The organism is Variovorax ginsengisoli, from assembly GCF_030811835.1.
Classification (GTDB): domain Bacteria; phylum Pseudomonadota; class Gammaproteobacteria; order Burkholderiales; family Burkholderiaceae_C; genus Variovorax; species Variovorax ginsengisoli_C.
The window spans coordinates 14,256-36,229 of the sequence record NZ_JAUSRO010000012.1 but is presented as its reverse complement, the minus strand read 5'-3'; the positions used below and the strand labels follow the sequence as shown (position 1 = coordinate 36,229).

Genomic DNA, 21,974 nt, shown 5'->3' with positions numbered 1-21,974 from the left:
ACGTTGATGCGGACTTACCCGCATGCTTGTGAGCGCATGAATCACAAAAAAACGGAGGTGTGTGCCGCGGCGCTCAGATCAGGTTGCGCATCGCCTGCGCCGTCTCGCGCAGCACGGGCAGCACACGCGCCACCGCGTCTTCGCTGGTCTCGTGTCCCATCGGCATCGTGATGTTCAGTGCGCCGACCAGTTCACCGCGCCGGTCCCGCAGGGGCACGGCGATGCCACGCGAATTCAGGTCCAGCTGCTGCTCCGACAGCGCCCAGCCCTGCGCACGGATGCGCGCCAGCTCGAGCTTCATGCGTGCCTTGCTCTCGATGGTGTGCGAGGTGTAGACGCGCAGTTCCCGCGTGGCCAGCCAGTCGGCCAGGTCGTCGTCGCTGCGCAGCGCGAGCATCAACATGCCGGCGGCCGTGACTTGGGCGGGCACGCGAGCGCCCAGCACGTAGCCGGTGCTCATGCTGCGGTTCGGGCCATTGCGCGCGATGTAGACCACTTCGTCGCCATCCATCACGCTGAGGTAGGCGACCTCGTGCGTGCCTGCCGCCACGCGTTGCAGGAAGGGCTGCACGATGCGCGGCAGGCGCGCCGATTCAAGGTACGACTGTCCCAGCCGCAGCACCCGCGGTGTGAGCCAGAACAGCTTGCCGTCGCTCGCCACGTAACCCATGTGCTGCAGCGTGAGCAGGTAGCGCCGGGCGGCGGTGCGCGTCATGCCGGTGCGCTGGCCCGCCTGGCTGGCGGTCAGCCGCGGGTTGGCATCGTCGAAGGCCTCGATGATGCCGATGCCTCGTTCGAGACCGGCGATCCAGTCGCGCTTTTCGAGGCCAGCGGGTGGAAGGGAATCGTCCTGGGTCATGGCGGTGAGTGTGCGGCGGGCGTGCGGGATGGGTATGCTGGAAGAGATCAGGTAAAACCCTGTGTTTGGTCGATCATCGCTCAATTCAGTTCGGTGATCGATCCAATGGGCGACGCCGCGGCCGACAAGCGGCGTCGCGTTCGTTACAGTTCTGGCGTTCGATTCCGATCGGACGCTCGGCCCATTCACAGAGGCATCAGATGAATCACACCATCAGCGGCGGCACCGCGGCGTATCTGCTTCCCGGCGATCCGGTGAAGAACGTGCGCCTGCCGAAGATGTTCAACGCCGCGTTCGCACGCTATGGCATCGATGCGGTCATGGTGCCGATGCAGGTCGCGACCCGCGACTTCGCGGTGTTCCTCAAGTCCGCCTTCCTCGCGCGCAATGTGCGCGGCATGGTCATCGCGCCGCCGCACAAGCCGCTGGCGGTCGACCTGCTCGACGGCTGCGGCCTGTTCGGCCGCGTGGCCGGGTCGGTCAACATCGTGCGCCGTATGGACAACCGGCAGCTCGAGGGCGATCTGTTCGACGGCGAAGGCCTGATCGGTGCGCTCGATCACTGCAACATCCCCTTTCGCGGCAAGCGCGTGCTGGTCCTGGGCGCGGGCGTGAGCGCGGCGGCCATCGGTGTGGCGCTGGCCGAAGGCGGCACCGTCAACGGTGCGGAGTCCATTGCCTTTCACGACACCTCGCCGGGCAAGGCCGCAGGCGTGGCGGCCAAGCTCGATGCGTTCTTCGATGCGCATGTCACGGCGGCGGAGAGCAACGACCCCGCGGGCTACGACCTGGTCGTCAACGCCACGCCAATCGGGCTGGAGGAGGGCGCTCCCCTGCCGGTGGACGTGGCGCGCATGGACGGCCATGCCGCGCTCTTCGACATCCTGCTGCGCAATCAGCCGACCCCCTTGGTGCGCGCGGCGCGCGCGCGTGGCCTCAATGCGCAGGCGGGCTTCGAAATGCTGATCCAGCAAATGCCCTATTACTTCGACTACTTCGGGCACGCCGAGGCGGCCGAGGCACTGCGCAAGGATGCCAACTTCCTGCGCGAACTGATCTACCCGCCGGCCATGGCCGCAGAGATCCTGGCGCCGCTGCGCTACCAGTCTGCCAGCGTCGCCTGACGCGCGACCGTTCCTTCATCACCTTTGCAAGAGACCCGAATGATCTCCGGAAAAACCACCCTGATCGCCCACCTGGGCTACCCCACGGAGTCCTTCAAGGCTCCAATGATCTACAACCCCTGGTTCGACAAGAAGGGCATCGACGCGGTCGTCGTGCCCATGGGCGTCAAGTCCGAGGACTATGCGGCGGCGATCGCGTCGATCTTCAGGTTCACCAACATCCGTGGCGCGCTGGTGACCATGCCGCACAAGATCGCGACCCTGTCGCTGGTCGACGAGGTCACGCCGACCGCAAAAATCGCCGGTGCCTGCAACGCCATCCTGCTGCGGCCCGACGGCACGTTGCTGGGCGACCAGTTCGACGGCGCGGGGTTCGTGCGCGGCGTGGAGCGCAAGGGCCGGCTGTTCAAGGGCACGCGTGTGCTGGTCTCGGGCAGCGGCGGCGTGGGCTCGGCCATTGCAGCGTCCATCGCCGCGGCCGGCGCTGCCGAGATGATGCTGTTCGACGTGAGCGATGCCTCCGCGCAGGCGCTGGCCGCGCGGCTGCGCGAACACTACCCGCAGCTGCGGGTGCAGACCGGTTCCAGGGACCCGGCCGGCTTCGATATCGTGGTCAACGCAACGCCGCTGGGCATGAAGCCCGATGACCCCCTGCCGTTCGATGTCGAACGCATCTCGCCGGACACTTTCGTGGGCGAGGTCGTGATGAAGAGCGAATACACGCCGTTGCTGCAGGCGGCCAAGGACAAGGGCTGCGCCGTCCAGGTCGGCACCGACATGCTCTTCGAGATGATCCCCGCCTACCTCGAATTCTTCGGCTTCGGCACCGCGACGGCCGACGAGCTGCGCGCGACGGCGCAGATCCAGTACTGAGCCGATCCGCCACCGCACACCGATCATGAGCATCTTCGACGGCTTTCTCTCCACCCCCCAGGTGCTGGACGCGTTCAGCGACAGCCAGTTCGTGGCCGCGATGCTGCGCTTCGAATCCGAACTCGCGAGCGCGCAGGCGACCGTTGGCCTGATTCCGGCCTCGGCCGCGCAATCGATCGCGGGCAGCTGCAAGGTCGAACTGTTCGACGTTGCGAAGATCGTGCGCGACAGCGGCCGCGCCGGCAGTGTCGCCATTCCGCTGGTCAAAAGCCTGAAGGAATCGGTCGCGATGTTCAACGCCGAGGCCTTGCCCTTCGTGCATCTGGGCGGTACCAGCCAGGACGTGATCGACACCGCCATGGCGCTGGTCACGCGCGAGGCGCTGGCGTTGATCGAAGCCGATCTCGACCGTGCCATCGATGCGCTGCTGCAGCAGGCCAGCCGCCATGCAGCCACGCCGATCCTGGCGCGCACCCTGATGCAGCCGGCTTCGGTCACCAGCTTCGGTTTCAAGTGCGCGGGCTGGCTGGCGCCCCTGGTACGCAGCCGCGCGCGGCTGCGCGAAGCATCGCGCCGCGCCTTGAACGTGCAGTTGGGCGGTGCCATCGGCACGCTCGCGCAAATGAAGGGCCAGGGCCCGGCGGTGCGCGCGCGCATGGCGCAGGCGCTGGGCCTGGGCGATCCGGGCGCCACTTGGCACACACAGCGCGACGAATGGGTCGCGCTGGGCTGTGAGCTGGGCCTTCTCACCGGCAGCCTGGGCAAGATCGCGCTCGACATTTCGCTGATGGGCCAGTACGAGGTCGGCGAAGTGGCCGAGCCGAGCGAGCCCGGCCGTGGCGGTTCATCGGCCATGCCGCACAAGCGTAACCCAGTGGCCTCGATGGTGGCCCTGGCCGCCGCGCATCGTGCGCCCCAGCGCGTGGCGACCTTGCTGGCCGCCATGCCGCAGCAGCACGAACGCGCGCTCGGCGCCTGGCAGGCCGAACTGGCCGAGTGGCCCCAGCTGATGATGTCCGCGCACGGCAGCCTGCACGCGCTCGCCGGCGTGCTGCCGGGCTTGCAGGTCGATGCCGTGCGCATGCGCGCCAACATCGACCATCTGCGCGCCGAACTGCCGCGCGATGCGGCCGACGAGTGGTTCGATCCCGCGCTCGCCGTGCAGGCCGGTGAGACCACGCTGCGCGAACTCGACGCGCTGCGCCAGCAATGGCAGGCCCTGCGCGTTGCAGCGCCCGCCCGCAAGATCAATCCCGATGCTTGACCAGGAAGAAACGATGAGCGCCAGTGACATGACCCCGCCCGCCAACGACTATGAAGATGGCCTCCTGAACCGGCGCCGCGTGCTGGGCGACGCCTGGGTCGACAAATCGCTGGCCAACCGCAATGGCTTCAACGCCGAATTCCAGGAACTCATCACCCGTCATGCGTGGAACGACATCTGGGGCCGTCCGGCGCTGGGCGACAAGACGCGCCGCTTCATGGTGCTGTCGATGATGCTGGGCATCCATGCCTACGAGGAGTTTGCGATGCACGTGCGCGCAGCGCTCGACGGCCCTCCCGAGTCGCGGCTCACGCCCGACGACATCAAGGAAGTGATCATGATGTCTGCCATCTACTGCGGCGTTCCGGTGGCCAACCACGCCTTCGGCATCGCCACCGGCATCCTGCGTGAAAAGGGCCTGCTCGCGGACCTGCCGAAGTGAGCGGTGTGGCCCCAGGACGGGGCGTGACCTTCGCGCTGCTGCTGCCACTGCTGCTGGCTGCGCAGCCAGTGGCGACCGACAGCTACCTGCCGGCGCTGCCGGCCATTGCGCTGGAGATGGGGGCGGCCAGCGCCACGCTCACTGTCTTCGTGCTGTGCTTTGGCATCGGCCAGTTGCCCTGCGGGCCGTTGTCCGACCGCTTCGGTCGCCGGCCGGTGCTGCTGAGCGGGCTGGCCTGCTATGCGCTGGCCGCGCTAGGCTGCGTGCTGGCAACCAACGTGCCGACCCTGGTCGTCTGCCGCGGGCTGCAGGGCTTTGCGATGGCCGCGATCCTCGTGTGCGCGCGGGCGGCGGTGCGCGACCTGTATCCGGCGCACGAGGGCCCGCACATCATGGCGCGCGGACTGACCGGGCTCGGCGTGGTCGCGCTGATTGCGCCGCTGGCCGGCGCCTTTGCCGTGCAGTGGGGCGGCTGGCGCTGGGTGCTCGGCGGCATGGCGGTGTATGCGGCGCTGTTGTGGCTGCTGTGCCTGCGCTACTTCGGCGAGACACGACAGCGGGGGCTTGCCGACATCGGCATGCAGGCGTCGGGCACGGCTGCAGCGCCGAAAGGCGGCCTGCGCGACGTGTTCGCGAGCCAGCGCTTTCGCGCCTGGGCTTCGCTCGCCGCTTCGACCTACGGGGGCGTGTTCGCGTTCCTGCTGCTGTCGCCGATGGTCTATATCGGCTACCTTGGTTTTTCGCCGGCGCTGTACGGGTGGATTCCGGCGGGCGGCTCGCTGGTCTATGTCTTCAGCACCATGCTGTGCCGCCGCCTGCTGCATCGGGTGGGCTCTGTACAGGCGGTGCAGTTCGCCTCGATGCTCAGCGTGGGCGGACCGCTCATCCAGCTCGTGGGCTGCTGGCTGGTGCCCCTGAGCCCCTGGCCGCTGCTTGTGGGCCATGCGGTGTACGTCATGGGCCACGGCATCCACCAGCCCTGCGGGCAGGCGGGTGCGGTGGGCGACCTGCCGCACCTGGCCGGGCGGGCGGTGTCGTGGTCGGGCTTCGGCATGATGCTGGTGGCCTTCGTCATCGGCCAGGTCGCAGCGACCTTCGTCGACCCGGCTTTCAGCAACGGCGCGCTGCCGATGGTGGTGCCGATGGCGCTGGCCGGCGTCGTGCTCTTTTTCATTGCATTCTTCTGGCTGCCACGCCTGCAGCCGCTTCATCGAACCTCCAAGGAAACCACCTCATGACCCGTTTGAACGTCGTCCGCGAAGGGCAGGGCCCGATCGTCGTGCTGAGCCATGCCCTCGGCTGCAACCTCCACATGTGGGACGGCGTGGCCGCGCTGCTTGCACGCGCACACACGGTGATCCGCTACGACCACCGCAATCACGGTGGCTCCGAGCAGGTGGCGGGCCCGCTGACCATGGACATGCTGGCCGCCGACGCGGCCGCGCTGATCGAACGCGAGGCCGGTGCAGAGCCTGTGCATTTCGTCGGACTGTCGATGGGTGGCATGACGGCGCAGGCGCTGGCGCTGCACCGGCCCGAACTGCTGCGGGACGTGGTCATCGCCAATTCGGCATCGCACTACCCCGATCAGGCGCCGTGGACCGCACGCGCCGCCCGTGTGCAGGCCGAAGGCGTGGGCGCCGTTGCACCGGGCGCTGTCGAGCGCTGGCTGACACCCGCCTTCGCCGCCACGCCGGAGGGTGCCGCCGCGGCGGCAAAGCTGCACGCCATGCTGGTCGCCACCGATGCCGCCAGCTACATCGCCAGCGTCAACGGTGTGGCCGCCATCGATTTTCGCGAGAGCAACCGCCGCCTGAAGGTGCCCACGCTCGTCATCGGCGGCACGCAGGACCTGGCCACGCCGATGGCCATGTCCGAACAGATGGTTGCCGCCATTCCCGGCGCGACGCTCGCCACCATCGATGCGGCGCACCTGAGCGCGGTGGAGTTGCCCGAGCGGTTCGTCGAACTGCTGGTGAACTTCTGGCGCAGCCAGTGACGCCAGTGGGGTGATCGGCGTAGGCAGGCTTGAAATCGGCGGCGGCGGCCCCATCATGGGAGCCCCTGACCAGCCTGGAAAGCACTGCCGATGACCTCCCGCCTCAAGATCGATTTCGTCTCCGATGTGTCCTGCCCCTGGTGCGCCATCGGGCTCAGTGCGCTGGAGACGGCGTTGCAGCGGGTGGCGCCAGACGTGAGCGCGGACCTGCATTTCCAGCCCTTCGAGCTGAATCCGCAGATGGCCGCCGAGGGCGAAGACACGATCGAACACCTGACGCGCAAGTACGGCATCACCGAGGCGCAGGCGGCCGCCAACGCGGCGAACATTCGCGAGCGGGGTGCTGCGGTGGGTTTCGACTTTGGCCTGCACAAGCGCAAGCGCATCTGGAACACCTTCGACGCGCACCGCTTGCTGCATTGGGCCGAGCTGGAAGGCCAGGGCAAGCAGATCGCGCTGAAGAAACGGCTGCTGCAGGCCTATTTCACCGACGGCGAGAACCCGTCGGACGTCGAACTCCTGGTGCGTGCGGCAACCGATGCCGGCCTCGACCCGGTGCGCGCCCGCGCCATCCTGGCGAGTGACGCGTACGCCCTGGAAACCCGCGAGCGCGAGCGCATGTACACCGAGGCCGGCATCCATTCCGTGCCTGCGATCATCATCAACGACCAGCACCTGATCTCGGGTGGCCAGCCGGTCGAGGTGTTCGAGCGCGCGCTGCGGCAGATCGCCGGCGCGGCACCGGCGGCCACCGCGACCGCCTGATCCGCCGTCCGGCGCAAGGCAAGCGCCGTCCTTGCGCATCGTTACCTTGACGATGTAAAGCCCGTCAACGCGAAAGAGGACCTGGGGGTTGAGGGAGCAGCATGCCGTGCACGGCGCATTGGCAGCTCACAGGGGTGATCATGCTCAAGACACGGCAGTCCAGCGTCTCTGTACTTGGTTGGCGCGCACGGACGGCGACCACACTTTGCGCGTCGGCGCTGTTGCTCGCGGCCTGTGCCGTGCCGGGGTCTCCCGGACCGCCAGGTTCGCGCGGCGCTGCGGCCGGTGTTACGGCTGCATCCTTCCCTCTGCCGCGCGTGTCGGCCACAGACGGCGCCACCCAGCTGCAATGGCTCGATCGGGTCGCCTGGGGTGCCAACGCGAGCAGCGCTGAACAGCTCGCCCACGCGGGCCTGCCGGCCTGGCTGCGCGCGCAGTTGCATCCGGATGCAGCCGGCTTGCCGCCCGCAGCCCAGGCGCAGATCGATGCGATGGCGCTGACGCGGACGCCCGTCGATCAACTGGCCGTGTCGCTCGAAGCGCAGCGCGCCGCCGCCCAGGCGCTCACCGACGACGACCAGAAGAAGGCAGCGCAGCGCGAGTACCAGGCCCGGCTCAATGCGTTGCTGCGCGAGGCCAGGCAACGCGCCGTGCTGCGTGCGCTCTATTCGCCTCACCAGCTGCAGGAGCAGATGACGTGGTTCTGGATGAACCACTTCAACGTGGATGCGCGCAAGGACAACCTGCGCGCACTGGTGGGCGACTACGAGGAAACGGCCATCCGGCCGCATGCGCTCGGGCGCTTTCGGGATCTGCTGGGCGCCACGGCGCACCATCCGGCGATGTTGCGCTACCTCGACAACGCGCAGAACGCGGCCAACCGCATCAACGAGAACTATGCGCGCGAGCTGATGGAGCTTCACACGCTGGGGGTCGGCAGTGGCTACACACAGGCCGACGTGCAGGAGCTCGCCCGGGTGCTGACCGGCGTCGGCGTCACGCTGCGCGGTTCGGACGCGCCGCCGCCGCGGCTTCGGCCCGAGCTGCAGGGCGCCTACGTGCAGCAGGGCCTGTTCGAATTCAACCCGGCCCGCCATGACTTCGGCCCGAAGACCCTGTTGGGCCAGCCCATGACGCAGCGCGGGCTGGCCGAGGTCGACGAGGCACTCGACCGGCTGGCGCGTGCGCTGGCCACGGCACGGTTCGTCTCCCGCAAGCTGGCCGTCTACTTTGTCTCCGATGCGCCGCCGCTTGCGCTGGTCGAGCGCATGGCCGCGACCTTCATGCGCAGCGACGGCGACATTGCGGCCGTGTTGACGACGATGTTCGAGTCGCCCGAGTTCAGCGCGTCGCTCGGCCGCAAGTTCAGCGATCCGCTGCACTATGTCATCGGCAGCGTGCGGCTGGCCTATGACGACCGGGTGGTCACCAATGTCGGTCCCATGCTGGGCTGGATCGACCGGATGGGGGAGCCGCTCTACACCCATGCGACGCCCGACGGCTACCCGCTGACGCAGGACGCCTGGGCCAGCGCCGGCCAGATGGCGACGCGCTTCGAGATCGCGCGCGCGATCGGCGCCAACGGCGGCGTGCTGTTCCGCGCGGCCGATGCGCCGGCCGCCGCCGTCCCGGCATTGCCAGCCCTGGCTGCGTCCCGGGCGGTGCGCACTGCCATGCCCGGCTGGAGCGCCGACACACGCGAGGCGCTCGCGCAGGCGACGTCGGCGCCGGACTGGAACACCTTCCTGCTGGCGTCACCCGAACACATGCACCGCTGAATCACCCCAGGACCTGCGCTGAAAGGAACCGCCATGCAACGTCGACATATCCTGAAGATGCTGGCCGCCGCGCCGCTGGCCGGTGGCGCGGCGCGGCTGATGGCCGCACCCGCGGCCGGCAGCGCCAAGCTGCTGGTCGTTTTCCTGCGGGGCGCGTACGACTGCGCGAACCTGCTGGTGCCCATCGGCGGCGAGGCGCGCGCGTTCTACGACGCTTCACGGCCCACCATCGCCGTGCCACGGCCGGGGCAGGCGGGAGGCGCCGTCGCGCTGGACACGACCTGGGGCCTGCATCCCGTGCTCGCGTCGAGCGTGCTGCCGCTGTTCCAGAAGCGCGAGGCCGCCTTCATCCCGTTTGCCGGCATCGACGACCTCACGCGCAGCCACTTCGAGACGCAAGACGCCATCGAGCTCGGCCAGGCGCTCGACCGCGGGCGCGACTATCGTTCGGGTTTTCTCAACCGGCTGGCCAGCGTTCTGGGGGGCGGTCCGCTGGCCGCGGTGTCGCCCATTGCTTTCACCGACCAGTTGCCGATCATGCTGCGCGGCCAGTTCAAGGCCGCCAACATGGCGCTGGGCAACGTCGGGCGCCAGGGCATCGACGCAGCGCGCAGCCGTGTGATCGAACGCATGTACCGCAACACCGCGCTGGCCCAGCAGGTGGCCGAGGGCTTCCAGGTGCGCGACGAGGTGACGCGCACCGTCAAGCTCGAAATGGACGCCGCCAGTCGCAATGCCATGACGGCACAGGGCTTCGAGCTGTTGGCACGCCGCATGGCGCTGCTCATGCGCGAGCGCTTCGATCTCGGCTTCGTCGATGTCGGTGGCTGGGACACCCACGTCGGCCAAGGCGCGGCCACGGGCTACCTGGCCAACCGCCTGGACGAACTCGGCCGCGGCGTGGCGGGGTTTGCCGAGGAGATGGGCGAAGAAGCCTGGCGCGACACGGTGGTCGTCGTCATCAGCGAATTCGGCCGCACCTTTCGCGAAAACGGCAACAAGGGTACCGACCACGGGCACGGCACGGTGTACTGGGTGCTTGGCGGCGGCCTGTCGGCGCAGGCCGGTGGCCGCGTGGTCGGCGAACAGGTCGCGCTGTCGCCGGCCACGCTGTTCCAGAACCGCGACTATCCGGTGATCAACGAGTACCGCGCCGTGTTCGGCGGACTGTTCGCACGCATGTACGGGCTCTCGCCCGCGCAGCTCGACCGGGTGTTTGGCGGGGTGGTGCCCCAGGACCTCGCGTTGGTCTGAACGGGGCAAGCGAGCGCGGTCAGCCGCGCGCTGCCCGCTGTTCGGCCCACGCCATGATGTCTGGCAGCGGGCCGGGACGGGCAATGTGGTAGCCCTGCATCAAGGGGCATTTCATTGCCTGCAGCACGTCCAGGTCGGCCTGCGATTCGATGCCCTCGGCAACCACGGCGATGTTCAGCGACCGTCCCAGCTGCAGCACGGCTTCCACCAGTGTCTGGTTGCCTGGGGAATCGGCGAGTCCGCAGATGAAGCTGCGGTCGATCTTCAACTGCCGCACCTGGTCGTTTCGCAGCGAGGACAGCGATGAATAGCCGACACCGAAGTCGTCGAGGACGATCGTCGCGCCGGCCGCGGTCAGACGCTTGAGCCGGTGACGGGTGGCGCGCGTATCGAGCGCCACCTCCTCGGTGATCTCGATGTGAAGGCGCCGGGGTGAAACACCATTGGCTTTCAACGTACCCAGCACGATGTCGTCGACCGCGAGCTGCGCCATTTCGCGCGGCGAGATGTTCATCGCGATCGGTGTATCGGCCAGCACGGGGCAATGCGCAGCGAGTGTCTGCAGCGCCAGGCAGACATCCTCCAGGATGTGCTGCATCAGCAGCGCCGCAGCGCCCGTGCTTGCCGCGGCGAAGATCACCTGCTCGGGCGGGATCTGGCCATGCCGGGGATGTTGCCAGCGCAACAGGCCTTCCAGGCTGTGGATACGTCCCTGCGCATCGCCGCTGATGATGGGTTGGAACCACACGCCGATCTCGCGCGACACGATCGCCTGCACCAGGTCGCGCTCGACGTCGGTGCGCACGGCCAGCCGCTGATACAGGGCATCGTCGACGAGGCGGAAGGTGTTGCGGCCGGCTCGCTTGGCTTCATGCAGCGCTTCATCCGCAAAGATCAGCATGCTGGCCACCTGGGCGTGCGTGGCCGTCGACACGCCGATGCTGACCCCCAAGTGCCCGCCGCAGCGCGTGGTGGCGAAAGGAATGGCCGTGATCAGTGCGTCTGCGACGACTTCCGGGGGCGGATGCCGGGGCTTCTGGCGGCTGAGCACCGCAAACTGGTCGCCCCCCCATCGACCGATCACCGCGTCGAGCGTTTGGAGCTCGTGTTGCAACCACTTGGCGGTGTCCTGCAGCACTCGGTCGCCCACCGTGTGGCCGAAGGCATCGTTGACGGCCTTGAATCCGTTGAGGTCGAGCAGCATCAAGGCGTACGAGTGCGCCGGGTCCTGTGCGATGTAGGCGGTGGCTGCCTGCGTAAAGCCGTCGCGATGGAGCAGGCCGGTCAGGCTGTCATGCGTGGCGCGAATGCCCAGTTCATGCGCGGAAGCCTGCAGGCGTTCGTGTGCCTCGCGCAGTTGCGCAGCGACCACTGTCGCTTCATTCTGCAGGCGGCTGCGTTGCCGGAAAGCCCGTTCGTTGAGCCGCGCGCCGCGCAGCAGGGCAGCCAGGAAGAGCAGCGCCATGGCGGCCAGACATTGGCGATCGAAGCCGCCCGCAGCGACGAGGCAGCCCGCCACCGACAGCAGCGCCGGCGTGATGAAGCTGATCGACACCGCCGCGTACGGCACGCCGTAGATGACCGAGCCGGCGCAGATGCCGCAGACCACCGTCAGGTAGAAGATCGTCTGCGGCGTGGTGTAGCCGTCGCACAGGAGCGCAATGAGCGCCCAGACGCCGCCCGAGGCGGCGGCCCACACTGATGCGATCCTCAGATGCCGCTCGACATGGCGCCCGTCGGACGCCATGGGGGAAGACGGCGACGCGATGTCGCTCTTGCAGACCAGGATGCGCAGCACGTTCACCGTCAGCGACAGCGCGAGCCACCACAGGCCTTCGATCGCGCGGCCTGCGTGCCATGCCACCAGCGCACCCACACAGCTGAGCACCATGTTGATCGGGATGGCGGCCAGCACACTCTGGCGCACCGCGGTGAGCTGGTCGGCGCGAACCATGCGCGACAACAGCGCATCGTCGATGGCCACCAAGGGAGCGGGCGTGGGAGGGGTGCTATGGGCCATGAAGCGAAATGGATAACTCACCCTGATGTCACAAACCTGCTGCGGGCTCAGGGACTCGGGGCCTCAGGGACTCTCACAGCATGGCGACTCCGACGAGTGTATCTGAGGGGCCGCACGCGTTGAGTCGATGTCGCTGCGTCAGGTTCGCGTCGGGTGGTTTCCTGCACAATAGCGCGCGCCGCGGGCCTGGGTTCGCGTGTACCTCTTTCGCAGACCCAACCCAGGACGACGTGCCATGTTCGACAAACGCTACTACCCGCGCCTGGCCGTTGCGTCCGGCGGCAACAGATGGGACTGGGCGTTGCTGCCGCTGGTGCTGGCCGTGCTCTTCGGCCTGGCCTACGGCGGCATGCAGATGGCACGGCCCTATCAGCTCGGTGAGACGCTGCCGATCAGCCTCGATCCGTGGATGCTCCCGTATTACCTGCTTCGCACCACGCTGCGAATGTTCCTGGCGCTCGGCGCATCGCTGGTCTTCAGCTGCATCTTCGCGGCGCTCGCGGCCAAGTACCGTGCTGCCGAACGCGTGCTGGTGCCGATGCTCGACATCCTGCAGTCCATTCCGATCCTGGGTTTCCTGTCGATCACCGTGACGGGCTTCATCGCGTTGTTTCCCGGCAACCTGCTGGGTGTGGAGTGCGCGGCGATCTTCGCCATCTTCACGTCGCAGGCCTGGAACATGGCGTTCAGCCTCTACCAGTCGTTGCGCACCGTGCCGGCCGAACTGAGCGAGGCCGCAGCGGTGTTCCAGCTCTCCGGCTGGCAGCGCTTCTGGCGCCTGGAGATGCCTTTCGCCATGCCCGGGCTGCTCTGGAACATGATGATGTCGATGTCCGGTGGCTGGTTCTTCGTGGTGGCCTCGGAAGCCATCGCGGTGTCGAACCAGCACATCCTGCTGCCCGGCGTGGGCTCGTACATCGCCATGGCCATCGATGCGCGCGACCTGGGCGCGATCGGCTGGGCCATTGGCGGCATGCTGGTGGGCATCGCGCTGTACGACCAGCTCTTTTTCCGGCCGCTGATCGCCTGGGCCGACAAGTTCCGTTTCGAGGAAGGCAGCGGTGAGGACACGCCGCGTTCCTGGCTGCTCACCTGGCTGCGCCGCACCGACCGGCTGCAGCGCCTGGGCCAGTGGCTGGGTGGCCATTTCGAGCAGTCGCTGCTGTGGTTTCGCCGCGACCACGACGGCACCTCGATCAAGGCGCGGCCGACCGTGGTCAACCCCCGGATCGAGCGCGTGTGGGACGCCACGCTCGCCGCCGCGGTGCTGCTGGCCGTGATCTGGCTGGCGCGCTTCATCCACACCGAGGTGGGTTGGTCGGAGGTCGGACACGTCTTCTTGCTCGGTCTCTACACGCTGGCGCGCGTGCTGGTGCTGATCATGCTGGCAGCGCTGGTGTGGGTGCCGGTGGGCGTGTGGATCGGCATGAACCCGCGTTGGGCGGGCCGGTTGCAGGGCGTGGCGCAGTTCCTCGCTGCATTTCCTGCCAACCTCATGTTCCCGGTGGCGGTGCTCTTCATCGTGCGCTGGCATCTCAGCCCGAACATATGGCTGGCGCCGCTGATGGTGCTGGGCACGCAGTGGTACCTGCTGTTCAATGTGATCGCCGGCGCGTCGACGATACCCACCGAGTTGCGCTACGCAGCGAAGAACCTGGGGCTGAGCGGCTGGCTGCAATGGCGCCGCTATCTGCTGCCCGCCGTGTTCCCGAGCTTCGTGACCGGTGCCATCACGGCCAGCGGCGGCTCCTGGAACGCCAGCATCGTGGCCGAATACGTGACTTGGGGCGACACCACGCTGCAGGCCAGCGGCCTGGGAAGCTACATCGCCCACATGACCGCCATCGGCGACTTCCCGCGCATCGCCCTGGGCATTGGCGTGATGTGCGTGTTCGTGATGGGCATGAACCATTTCGTCTGGCGCAAGCTCTACGAACTGGCCGAAAACCGCATGCATTTCTAGAGGTGCAGGGAGAACTGACATGGCCCAAGCCATTGTTGAATTGACAGGCGTCGGCAAGTCCTTCCGCTCGGCCGATGGCGCGGCGCGCTCGGTGCTCGAGGACGTGGACTTCCGTCTGGCCGAAGGCGAAATCGTCGCGTTGCTGGGCCAATCGGGCTCGGGCAAGTCGACCATGCTGCGCGTGCTCGCAGGCCTGGTGACTGCGGATGCGGGCAGCGTGCGCTACCGCGGCCAGCCGCTCTACGGGCCTGCGCGCGGCATCGCGATGGTGTTCCAGTCCTTTGCGCTGTTCCCGTGGCTGACGGTGCAGCAGAACGTCGAACTCGGCCTGGAGGCGCGCGGTGTCGCGCGCAGCGAGCGCGCGCGCCGTGCCGCGTCAGCCATCGATCTCATCGGCCTGGCGGGCTTCGAGGGGGCGCTGCCGCGCGAGCTCTCCGGCGGCATGCGCCAGCGCGTGGGCATTGCGCGCGCGCTGGTGGTCGAACCCGAGGTGCTGCTGATGGACGAGGCCTTTTCCGCCCTTGACGTGCTCACCGGCGAGCGCCTGCGCGACGACATCCTGCAGTTGTGGGACGGTGGTGCCATGCCGACCAAGGCGATGTTGGTGGTGTCGCACAACATCGAGGAGGCCGTGCTCATGGCCGACCGCGTGCTGATCTTTTCGAGCAACCCTGGGCGTGTGCGTGCCGAACTGCCGATCACGCTGCCGCGCCCGCGTGACGGTGACAGCCTGGAGGTGCGCGCCCTCATCGACGAGGTGTACGCCCTCATGACGGCCGGTGCGCACGCCGCCGGCCGTACGCGCGACGAACCCGTGCACATGCACCTGGGAGACCGGCTGCCCGAAGCCGACGTGGATCGCATGGAGGCGCTGCTCGAGATGCTGGTCGAAGATGGCCGCAACGGCCGTGCCGACCTGCCGCAACTCGCTGAAGAGGCCGAGCTGCCCGACCACGCGCTGCTGCCGCTGGCACAGGCCCTGGCACTGCTCGGCTTCGCCCAGCTGGCCGATGCGGACCTGCATCTGACCGAACTGGGCCGCTGCTATGTGGGAGGCGCCCACACGCTGCGCCAGCAGCTCTTTGGCCAGCAGTTGCTCGCGCAGGTGCCGTTGGCTGCACATATCCGCCACAGCCTGGAACAGGCGCCGTCGGGCGAACTGCGCGAAGAGCCCTTCCTGCAACTGCTCGGCGACAGCATGGAAGCGGCCGTGGCCGAACGTGTGCTGCGCACCGCGATCGAGTGGGGCCGCTATGGTGAAGTCTTCGAGTACGACTACCACACCGGGCTGATCCACCTGCCGGTGGGCGACCCACCGGTCGCCTTGGACAAGGCTGGCAGCTGAGGCTGAGTCAGATCGAATCGATCGAGGTCTGCTGCTCGGTGCCGTCGGCATCGAGCATGAAGCGGTCGCGGGTGCGCAGGTAGAGGCTGCCGCCGAAGCGGCCTACCGGAAAGTACGACTCCAGGCGGACTCGCCAAGTGTCGGTGTCGATCAGGCCGTCGCGCGTGTGCATCCAGCGCACCTGGCCGAAGAAGATCTGGCGGCTGGCCGTCTCCAGCTTTTCGAAGAGCGTGCATTCGAAGGCCACCGGCGCCTGGGCGATCCGAGGTGGCGCGACCACCTGGCTGGGGAGCGTCGTGAAGCCGACCACATCGACTTCGCTCACGTCAGGCGGGTGCTGCTCGCCGCAACGGTCCATCTGGTGCGCGATGGCCTCGTCGGCCAGGTGCACGACGAATTCTCCGGTGCGGCCGATGTTGATCGCCGTGTCCTTGAGCGATGTGTCGGCGCGACGGTTCAGGCTGATCATCACCAGGGGCGGTTCTTCGCCCACCATGTTGAACATGCTGAAGGGCGCGGCGTTGACCGTGCCGTCGGGCCCCAGGGTGGTGACCAGCGCAATCGGGCGTGGCACGATCAGGCTGGCCATGAGTTTGTAGCGCTGGTATTCGGTCAGGGTGGCGAAGTCGATGTTCATGCAGTTCTAACGGTTACCCGCGTACTTCACACGGCGTTACTGCGGCCGTGGCCGCGATGGTTTCAAATGGCGCGTCGCCGTCCGGCGGTGTCGAATGTTTCCAGGAGGATTCCGCGCATGCCCGAAAACGATCCAGCAGAATTCAGGCCAGGCGCGCGCAAGCGCGCGGCTTCGTCGTCGTCCTCTTCGTCGCGCTGGCTGCTCGCCGTTCTCCTCATGCTGCTGGTCGGCGGCGGTGCATGGTGGTGGTATCGGTCGCAGACCGTGCCTCAGTCCGTGCCGCCCACCGTCGCCACCGATGCGCCGGCTGACATGCCGCCCGCACCGGCCCCTGCGCCAGCGACTGCCGCCTCGGGGCCCCGAAATCCGGTCGATGCGATTGCCCTGCCTGAGAGCGCGCTGCCGGCGCTCGCGGATGCCGATGCGCGCGTGACGACGCTGCTCGACGAGCTGCTTGGCAGCAAGCAGGTCGCGTCGTTCCTGCAGGTCGACGGCTTCGTGCGGCGCTTCGTCGCCACGGTCGACAACCTGGCGCGCTCGCCCGCACCGTCGCGCCTTTGGCCGGTGCAGCCCGCGCCGCAGCGCTTCATGGTGCAGGGCGATGCCAGCAACCCGACCATCCATCCCGACAACGGCGCGCGTTACACCGGCTTCGTGCTGTTTGCCGAGTCGATCGACATGGCTCGCGCCGCCAAGTTGTATGCGCGCCTGTACCCGTTGTTCCAGCAGGCCTACGAGGAGCTTGGCTATCCAGGTCGCTACTTCAACGACCGCCTGGTCGCGGTGATCGACCACTTGCTGCAGGCGCCCGAACCCGAGGGATTGGTGCCGGTCACGCTGCCCGAGGTGAAGGGCGAGATGCAACTGACACGGCCCTGGGCGCACTACGAGTTCACCGATCCGCAACTCGAGGCGCTGTCCAGCGGCCAGAAGATCATGGTGCGTGTCGGGCTGGTCAACGAGCGGCGCCTGAAGGCGCAACTGCGTGAATTCCGCAGCCATGTGGCCACCAACCCCGCTTTGAAGAAGTAGCGCTGGCGCCCGTGTTTCAGCAGAGAGGTCAAGCCGCTCAGGCGGCTTCGTAGGCGTCGATCGGCAGGCAGTTGCAGAACAGGTTGCGGTCGCCATAGACGTTGTCCACGCGACCCACCGGCGACCAGTATTTGCTGCCCTTGAGCGCCGCGAGCGGGTAGGCGCCCAGCTCGCGTGCATAGGGGTGCGACCAGTCGCTCGCCAGCAGGCTCGCTGCCGTGTGCGGTGCGTGCTTGAGCGGGTTGTCGTCCCGCGGCCAGACGCCTTCCTCGATGCGGCGAATCTCTCCACGGATGGCGATCATGGCTTCGACGAAGCGGTCGAGCTCGGCCAGCGGCTCGCTCTCGGTCGGTTCGACCATCAGCGTGCCTGGCACGGGAAAGCTCAGTGTTGGCGCGTGAAAGCCATAGTCGATCAGTCGCTTGGCGACATCTTCGGCCGTCACGCCGCTGCTGTCCTTCAACGGACGCAGGTCCAGGATGCATTCGTGGGCCACATGGCCGTTGGCGCTGGCATACAGCGTCGGGTAGTGGTCGCGCAGCCGTGCACTGATGTAGTTGGCGCTCAGGATGGCGGTCTCGGTGGCGGTCTGCAGGCCGCGGGGGCCCATCATGCGCACATACATCCAGCTGATCGGCAGCACCGCCGCATTGCCCAGCGGCGCGGCCGACACGGCTCCCACCGGCGCGCCGTGGCCCGCCGTGGCATGGCCCGGCAGGAAGGGCACCAGGTCTTCGACCACGCAGACTGGACCGACGCCCGGGCCGCCGCCGCCGTGCGGAATGCAGAAGGTCTTGTGCAGGTTCAGGTGGCTCACATCGCCGCCGAATTCGCCGGGCGCAGCCACGCCGACCAGCGCATTCATGTTGGCGCCGTCGACATACACGCGGCCGCCGTGCGAATGCACGATCTCGCAAAGCTCCTTGACGCGCGTCTCGAACACGCCGTGCGTGCTCGGGTAGGTGATCATGATGGCGGCCAGCCGGTCGCCGTGCTTTGCGCAGGCGCGCTGCAGGTCGTCGATGTCCACGTTGCCCTGCGCATCGCAGGCGGTCACCACCACCTGCATGCCCACCATCTGCGCGCTGGCCGGATTGGTGCCGTGCGCGGACGAAGGAATCAGGCAGACGTTGCGGTGGCTCTCGCCCCTGGACGCGTGGAAAGCCTTGATGGCAAGCAGGCCCGCATACTCGCCCTGCGAGCCCGCATTGGGCTGCAGGCTGATGCCGGCGTAGCCGGTGGCCTCGCACAGCCAGGCGCGCAACTGGGCATCGAGCTGGGCGTAGCCCTGCAACTGGTCGGCTGGCGCGAACGGGTGGATGTTCGCGAATTCCGGCCAGGTGATCGGGATCATCTCGCTGGTTGCGTTGAGCTTCATCGTGCAACTGCCCAGCGGAATCATGCTGCGGTCGAGCGCGAGGTCCTTGTCCGACAGGCTGCGGATGTAGCGCAGCATCGCGGTTTCGCTCTTGTGGGTGTTGAACACCGGGTGCGTGAGAAAGGCGCTGGTGCGCCGCAGCGTGTCGGGGATGCGGGGCGTCGCACCCTCGTGGTCGGCGAAGGTCGGCACCGCGCCGCCATCGCCTGCAAAGATGCGCCAGAGCAGTTCGATGTCGGCGCGCGTCGTGGTTTCGTCGAGCGACACGCACAGCCAGTCGCCCCCGTACACACGCAGATTGGCGCCCAGCGCGCGGGCACGTGCTGCCAGCGCATCGGTCTGGTCGCCGGTGTGAAACGACAGGGTGTCGAAGGTGGCGGTTTCGCGCGGGGCGTGACCGATCTGAGCCAGGCCGGACGCCAGGATCGCCGTGTAGCGTGCCACCCGCTGGGCGATGCGTGTCAGGCCTGCCGGGCCGTGGTAGACCGCGTACATGCTGGCAATAACGGCCGGCAGCACCTGGGCGGTGCAGATGTTCGACGTGGCCTTTTCTCGCCGGATGTGCTGCTCGCGCGTCTGCAGCGCGAGTCGGTAGGCCGGCGCACCATGTGCATCGACGCTCACGCCCACCAGGCGGCCCGGCAGCGAGCGTTTGTAGGCATCGCGGCAGGCCAGGAAGGCGGCGTGCGGACCGCCGTTGCACATCGGCATTCCGAAGCGCTGCGTGGTGCCGCACACAATGTCCGCCTCGAATTCGCCTGGCGGCGTGATCATCGTCAGCGCCAGCAGGTCGGCCGCGACGATGAAGGCAGCGTCCTTGGCATGCACCTTGGCCACATCGGCGCGAAGGTCGTCGATGCGGCCGCTGGTGGCGGGGTACTGCGCCAGCACGGCAAAGCAGTCGCCATCGAGCGCCGCGTCCCAGGCCTCGCGTGAGTCGGCCAGCAAGACCGTGATGCCCAGGGGCGCAGCGCGCGTCTGGATCACCTCGATCGTCTGCGGGTGGCAGTCGCCCGCGACAACGAAGGTCTGGCTCTTGCTCTTCACGCTGCGCTTGGCGAGGGTCATGGCCTCGGCTGCTGCGGTGGCTTCGTCGAGCATCGACGCATTGGCAATGGCCATGCCGGTGAGGTCGCAGACCATCGTCTGGAAGTTGAGCAGCGCCTCCATGCGCCCCTGCGAGATCTCTGCCTGGTAGGGCGTGTAGGCCGTGTACCAGGCGGGGTTCTCGAGGATGTTGCGCAGGATCACGCCGGGGGTGTGCGTGCCGTAGTAGCCCTGGCCGATGAAGCTGCGCAACACCTGGTTCTTCTGCGCGATGGTGCGCAGTTCGGCCAGCGCATCGGTTTCGGTCACCGCCGCCGGCAGGCGCATCGGGGCGCTGCGGCGGATGGCCGCCGGCACGATGCCGTCGATCAGCTCTGCGCGGCTCGCCGAGCCGATGACGGGCAGCATGCGCGCCTCGTCGTCGGCACTGATGCCGATGTGTCGCGCGATGAACTCCTGCGGGTTCTCGAGTTCGGTGAGGGAGGGCAAGGCGGTCGTCGGCATGGCGATGGGAGGCGGCGGGAGTGAAGGGAAACGGGTGATGCGTGACGGGTGATCCGAGGCGGAATCAGGACTCGGCCGTGAACTTCTCGTAGTCGGTCGCATCGAGCAGCGCGTCGATCTGCGTGGCGTCGTCCGGCTTCACCTTGAAGAACCAACCCGCGTCTTGAGGCGCGCTGTTGGCCAGCGACGGGTCGGCACGCAGGGCTTCGTTGACTTCGACGATCTCGCCGGAGATCGGCATGAACACGTCGGCGGCTGCCTTGACGGACTCGACCACGCCGGCGACTTCGCCCTGGGCAAAGGTCTTGCCGACTTCAGGCAGGTCGACGAACACCACGTCGCCCAGCGCATCCTGCGCATGCACGGTGATGCCGACCACCACGGGTGCGTCGCCTTCGGTCTGGACCCATTCGTGGTCCTTGGTGTATTTGATGGCCATGGGGAAGCTCCTTGGAAAAATTGAAATGCAGATCGATGGATGCGGACATCAGCCGCGGAAGTAGCGCGCGGGCAAGAAGGGCAGGGGACACACCTCCATGGCCACGGGCTTGCCGCGGACGATAGCCTGAATCCGTGTGCCCGATGTGGCAAAGGCGGTGGCGACATAGCCCATGGCGATGGGGCGGTCGACCGTCGGGCCGAGCAGGCCGCTGGTGACCTGCCCGATCGGCTGGCCCTCCAGGGATTGCAGCAGCGTCCCGTCGCGCACCGGGATGCGTTCGAGCGCCACCAGGCCGACGCGTCGGCGTGGGAGCGCAGCGTGGTCGGCGGGGTTGGCCGCAGCGGCAGCCGCGGATGCGGCCAACTGTGCCAGCACCTTGGCCGCGCCCGGAAACCCGCCTTCGCGCGCGCCGCCCGTGCGGCGCACTTTCTGGATCGCCCAGTTCAGCGAGGCCTCGACCGGCGTGGTGCCTTCGTCGATGTCGTGGCCGTAGAGGCACAGGCCTGCTTCGAGCCGCAGCGAGTTGCGCGCACCCAGGCCGACGGGCAGCACCTCGGGCTGCGCCAGCAGCAGGCGGGCGAGCGCTTCGGCGTTGTCAGCGGCCACTGAAATCTCGAAACCGTCTTCGCCGGTGTAGCCGCTGCGCGTGACGAAGGCCGGAATGCCGCCGATCGATACCGCACCGCCGGTCATGAAAACGAAACGTTCGATGCCGGGCGAGAGGCGGGCCAGTGTGGCCGCGGCCTGCGGTCCCTGCAGTGCGAGCAGAGCATGCGAAGGCATCGGCTCCACCGTACAGCGATGGCCGATGCTGGCCTGGATGTGCGCGATGTCGCCTGCCTTGCAGGCGCCGTTGACGATCACGAACAGCGCGTCATTGCCTTCGTTGAAGAACATCAGGTCGTCGATGATGCCGCCTGCTTCATTGAGCAGCAGTCCGTAGCGCTGCTTGCCCGGCGCGAGGTCGATCACGTCGACCGGCATGAGGCTTTCGAAGGCAGCGGCGGCCTCGGGGCCGATCAGGCGCAGCTGGCCCATGTGGGAAATGTCGAACAGGCCGGCGGCGGCGCGCGTGTGCTTGTGTTCGGCCATCAGGCCGGCCGGGTACTGTACGGGCATCGCGTAGCCGGCGAACGGCACCATGCGGGCGCCGAGCTCGACGTGCAGGTGGTACAGAGGGGTCTTGAGCAGATCGTCAGGTGCGGGAGCCAAGGCGCTCTCCAAAGCAAAGGGGCAGACGGAATCCAT

General features: G+C 67.7%; 18 protein-coding genes. 12 read left to right on the top strand and 6 right to left on the bottom strand.

The window, feature by feature from the left end; all coding sequences use genetic code 11:
• Positions 1–73: 73 nt before the first annotated feature.
• Positions 74–859 carry an IclR family transcriptional regulator domain-containing protein gene (locus J2W36_RS18185; protein WP_307691167.1) on the bottom strand — a complete coding sequence of 262 codons (786 nt, stop codon included), beginning with the start codon at positions 857–859 and terminating at the stop codon, positions 74–76.
• Positions 860–1,059: 200 nt separating this feature from the next.
• Between J2W36_RS18185 and J2W36_RS18180 the strand changes: the two genes are divergently transcribed.
• The 9 genes from J2W36_RS18180 to J2W36_RS18140 all read left to right on the top strand — a co-directional run bounded on the left by J2W36_RS18180 (position 1,060) and on the right by J2W36_RS18140 (position 10,358).
• Positions 1,060–1,983: a shikimate dehydrogenase family protein gene (locus tag J2W36_RS18180; protein ID WP_307691166.1), complete on the top strand. Its 924-nt coding sequence runs from the start codon at positions 1,060–1,062 to the stop codon at positions 1,981–1,983.
• Positions 1,984–2,022: 39 nt separating this feature from the next.
• Complete coding sequence (locus J2W36_RS18175) at positions 2,023–2,856, top strand: shikimate dehydrogenase family protein (protein ID WP_307691165.1); 834 nt, start codon at positions 2,023–2,025, stop codon at positions 2,854–2,856.
• A 25-nt stretch (positions 2,857–2,881) separates the two neighbouring features.
• On the top strand, positions 2,882–4,120 hold the full coding sequence (pcaB, locus tag J2W36_RS18170) for a 3-carboxy-cis,cis-muconate cycloisomerase (RefSeq protein ID WP_307691164.1): 1,239 nt from the start codon (positions 2,882–2,884) through the stop codon (positions 4,118–4,120).
• 13 nt (positions 4,121–4,133) lie between these two features.
• Complete coding sequence (locus J2W36_RS18165; protein WP_307691163.1) at positions 4,134–4,562, top strand: carboxymuconolactone decarboxylase family protein; 429 nt, start codon at positions 4,134–4,136, stop codon at positions 4,560–4,562.
• Between the two features lie 23 nt (positions 4,563–4,585).
• Positions 4,586–5,800 carry an MFS transporter gene (locus J2W36_RS18160; RefSeq protein ID WP_307691162.1) on the top strand — a complete coding sequence of 405 codons (1,215 nt, stop codon included), beginning with the start codon at positions 4,586–4,588 and terminating at the stop codon, positions 5,798–5,800.
• Complete coding sequence (locus J2W36_RS18155; protein ID WP_307691161.1) at positions 5,797–6,561, top strand: alpha/beta fold hydrolase; 765 nt, start codon at positions 5,797–5,799, stop codon at positions 6,559–6,561. Before J2W36_RS18160 ends, J2W36_RS18155 begins: the two co-directional genes overlap by 4 nt.
• A gap of 90 nt (positions 6,562–6,651) precedes the next feature.
• A complete protein-coding gene (locus tag J2W36_RS18150) occupies positions 6,652–7,326 on the top strand; it encodes a DsbA family oxidoreductase (protein WP_307691160.1) in 675 nt (224 codons plus the stop codon).
• A gap of 140 nt (positions 7,327–7,466) precedes the next feature.
• Entirely contained in the window at positions 7,467–9,104 is a 1,638-nt protein-coding gene (locus tag J2W36_RS18145) for a DUF1800 domain-containing protein (RefSeq protein ID WP_307691159.1), read from the top strand.
• Positions 9,105–9,137: 33 nt separating this feature from the next.
• A complete protein-coding gene (locus J2W36_RS18140) occupies positions 9,138–10,358 on the top strand; it encodes a DUF1501 domain-containing protein (protein ID WP_307691158.1) in 1,221 nt (406 codons plus the stop codon).
• A 19-nt stretch (positions 10,359–10,377) separates the two neighbouring features.
• Here the strand turns inward: J2W36_RS18140 and J2W36_RS18135 are convergent, their stop codons facing one another.
• The gene (locus J2W36_RS18135) at positions 10,378–12,378 is read right to left on the bottom strand and encodes a putative bifunctional diguanylate cyclase/phosphodiesterase (protein ID WP_307691157.1); all 2,001 of its coding nucleotides are present in this window, start codon (positions 12,376–12,378) and stop codon (positions 10,378–10,380) included.
• 235 nt (positions 12,379–12,613) lie between these two features.
• Here J2W36_RS18135 and J2W36_RS18130 point away from each other — a divergent pair, with 235 nt between their 5' ends.
• Both J2W36_RS18130 and J2W36_RS18125 read left to right on the top strand, forming a co-directional pair.
• Positions 12,614–14,341, top strand: a complete 1,728-nt coding sequence (locus tag J2W36_RS18130) for an ABC transporter permease (protein ID WP_307691156.1) — start codon at positions 12,614–12,616, stop codon at positions 14,339–14,341.
• Positions 14,342–14,360: 19 nt separating this feature from the next.
• A complete protein-coding gene (locus J2W36_RS18125) occupies positions 14,361–15,686 on the top strand; it encodes an ABC transporter ATP-binding protein (protein WP_307691155.1) in 1,326 nt (441 codons plus the stop codon).
• A gap of 7 nt (positions 15,687–15,693) precedes the next feature.
• Here J2W36_RS18125 and J2W36_RS18120 read toward each other — a convergent pair whose 3' ends face one another.
• The gene (locus tag J2W36_RS18120; protein ID WP_307691154.1) at positions 15,694–16,323 is read right to left on the bottom strand and encodes a flavin reductase family protein; all 630 of its coding nucleotides are present in this window, start codon (positions 16,321–16,323) and stop codon (positions 15,694–15,696) included.
• A 117-nt stretch (positions 16,324–16,440) separates the two neighbouring features.
• Here J2W36_RS18120 and J2W36_RS18115 point away from each other — a divergent pair, with 117 nt between their 5' ends.
• Positions 16,441–17,355 carry a DUF3014 domain-containing protein gene (locus J2W36_RS18115; protein ID WP_307691153.1) on the top strand — a complete coding sequence of 305 codons (915 nt, stop codon included), beginning with the start codon at positions 16,441–16,443 and terminating at the stop codon, positions 17,353–17,355.
• Positions 17,356–17,392: 37 nt separating this feature from the next.
• On the opposite strand, the gene gcvP is transcribed toward J2W36_RS18115, so the two are convergent.
• From gcvP to gcvT, 3 genes are all read right to left on the bottom strand, one after another.
• Positions 17,393–20,284 (bottom strand): aminomethyl-transferring glycine dehydrogenase, encoded by a 2,892-nt coding sequence (gcvP, locus tag J2W36_RS18110; RefSeq protein WP_307691152.1) that lies wholly within the window; start codon positions 20,282–20,284, stop codon positions 17,393–17,395.
• A 64-nt stretch (positions 20,285–20,348) separates the two neighbouring features.
• Positions 20,349–20,723 (bottom strand): glycine cleavage system protein GcvH, encoded by a 375-nt coding sequence (gene gcvH, locus J2W36_RS18105; RefSeq protein ID WP_307691151.1) that lies wholly within the window; start codon positions 20,721–20,723, stop codon positions 20,349–20,351.
• Positions 20,724–20,771: 48 nt separating this feature from the next.
• Positions 20,772–21,974: a glycine cleavage system aminomethyltransferase GcvT gene (gcvT, locus tag J2W36_RS18100; protein ID WP_307691150.1), complete on the bottom strand. Its 1,203-nt coding sequence runs from the start codon at positions 21,972–21,974 to the stop codon at positions 20,772–20,774.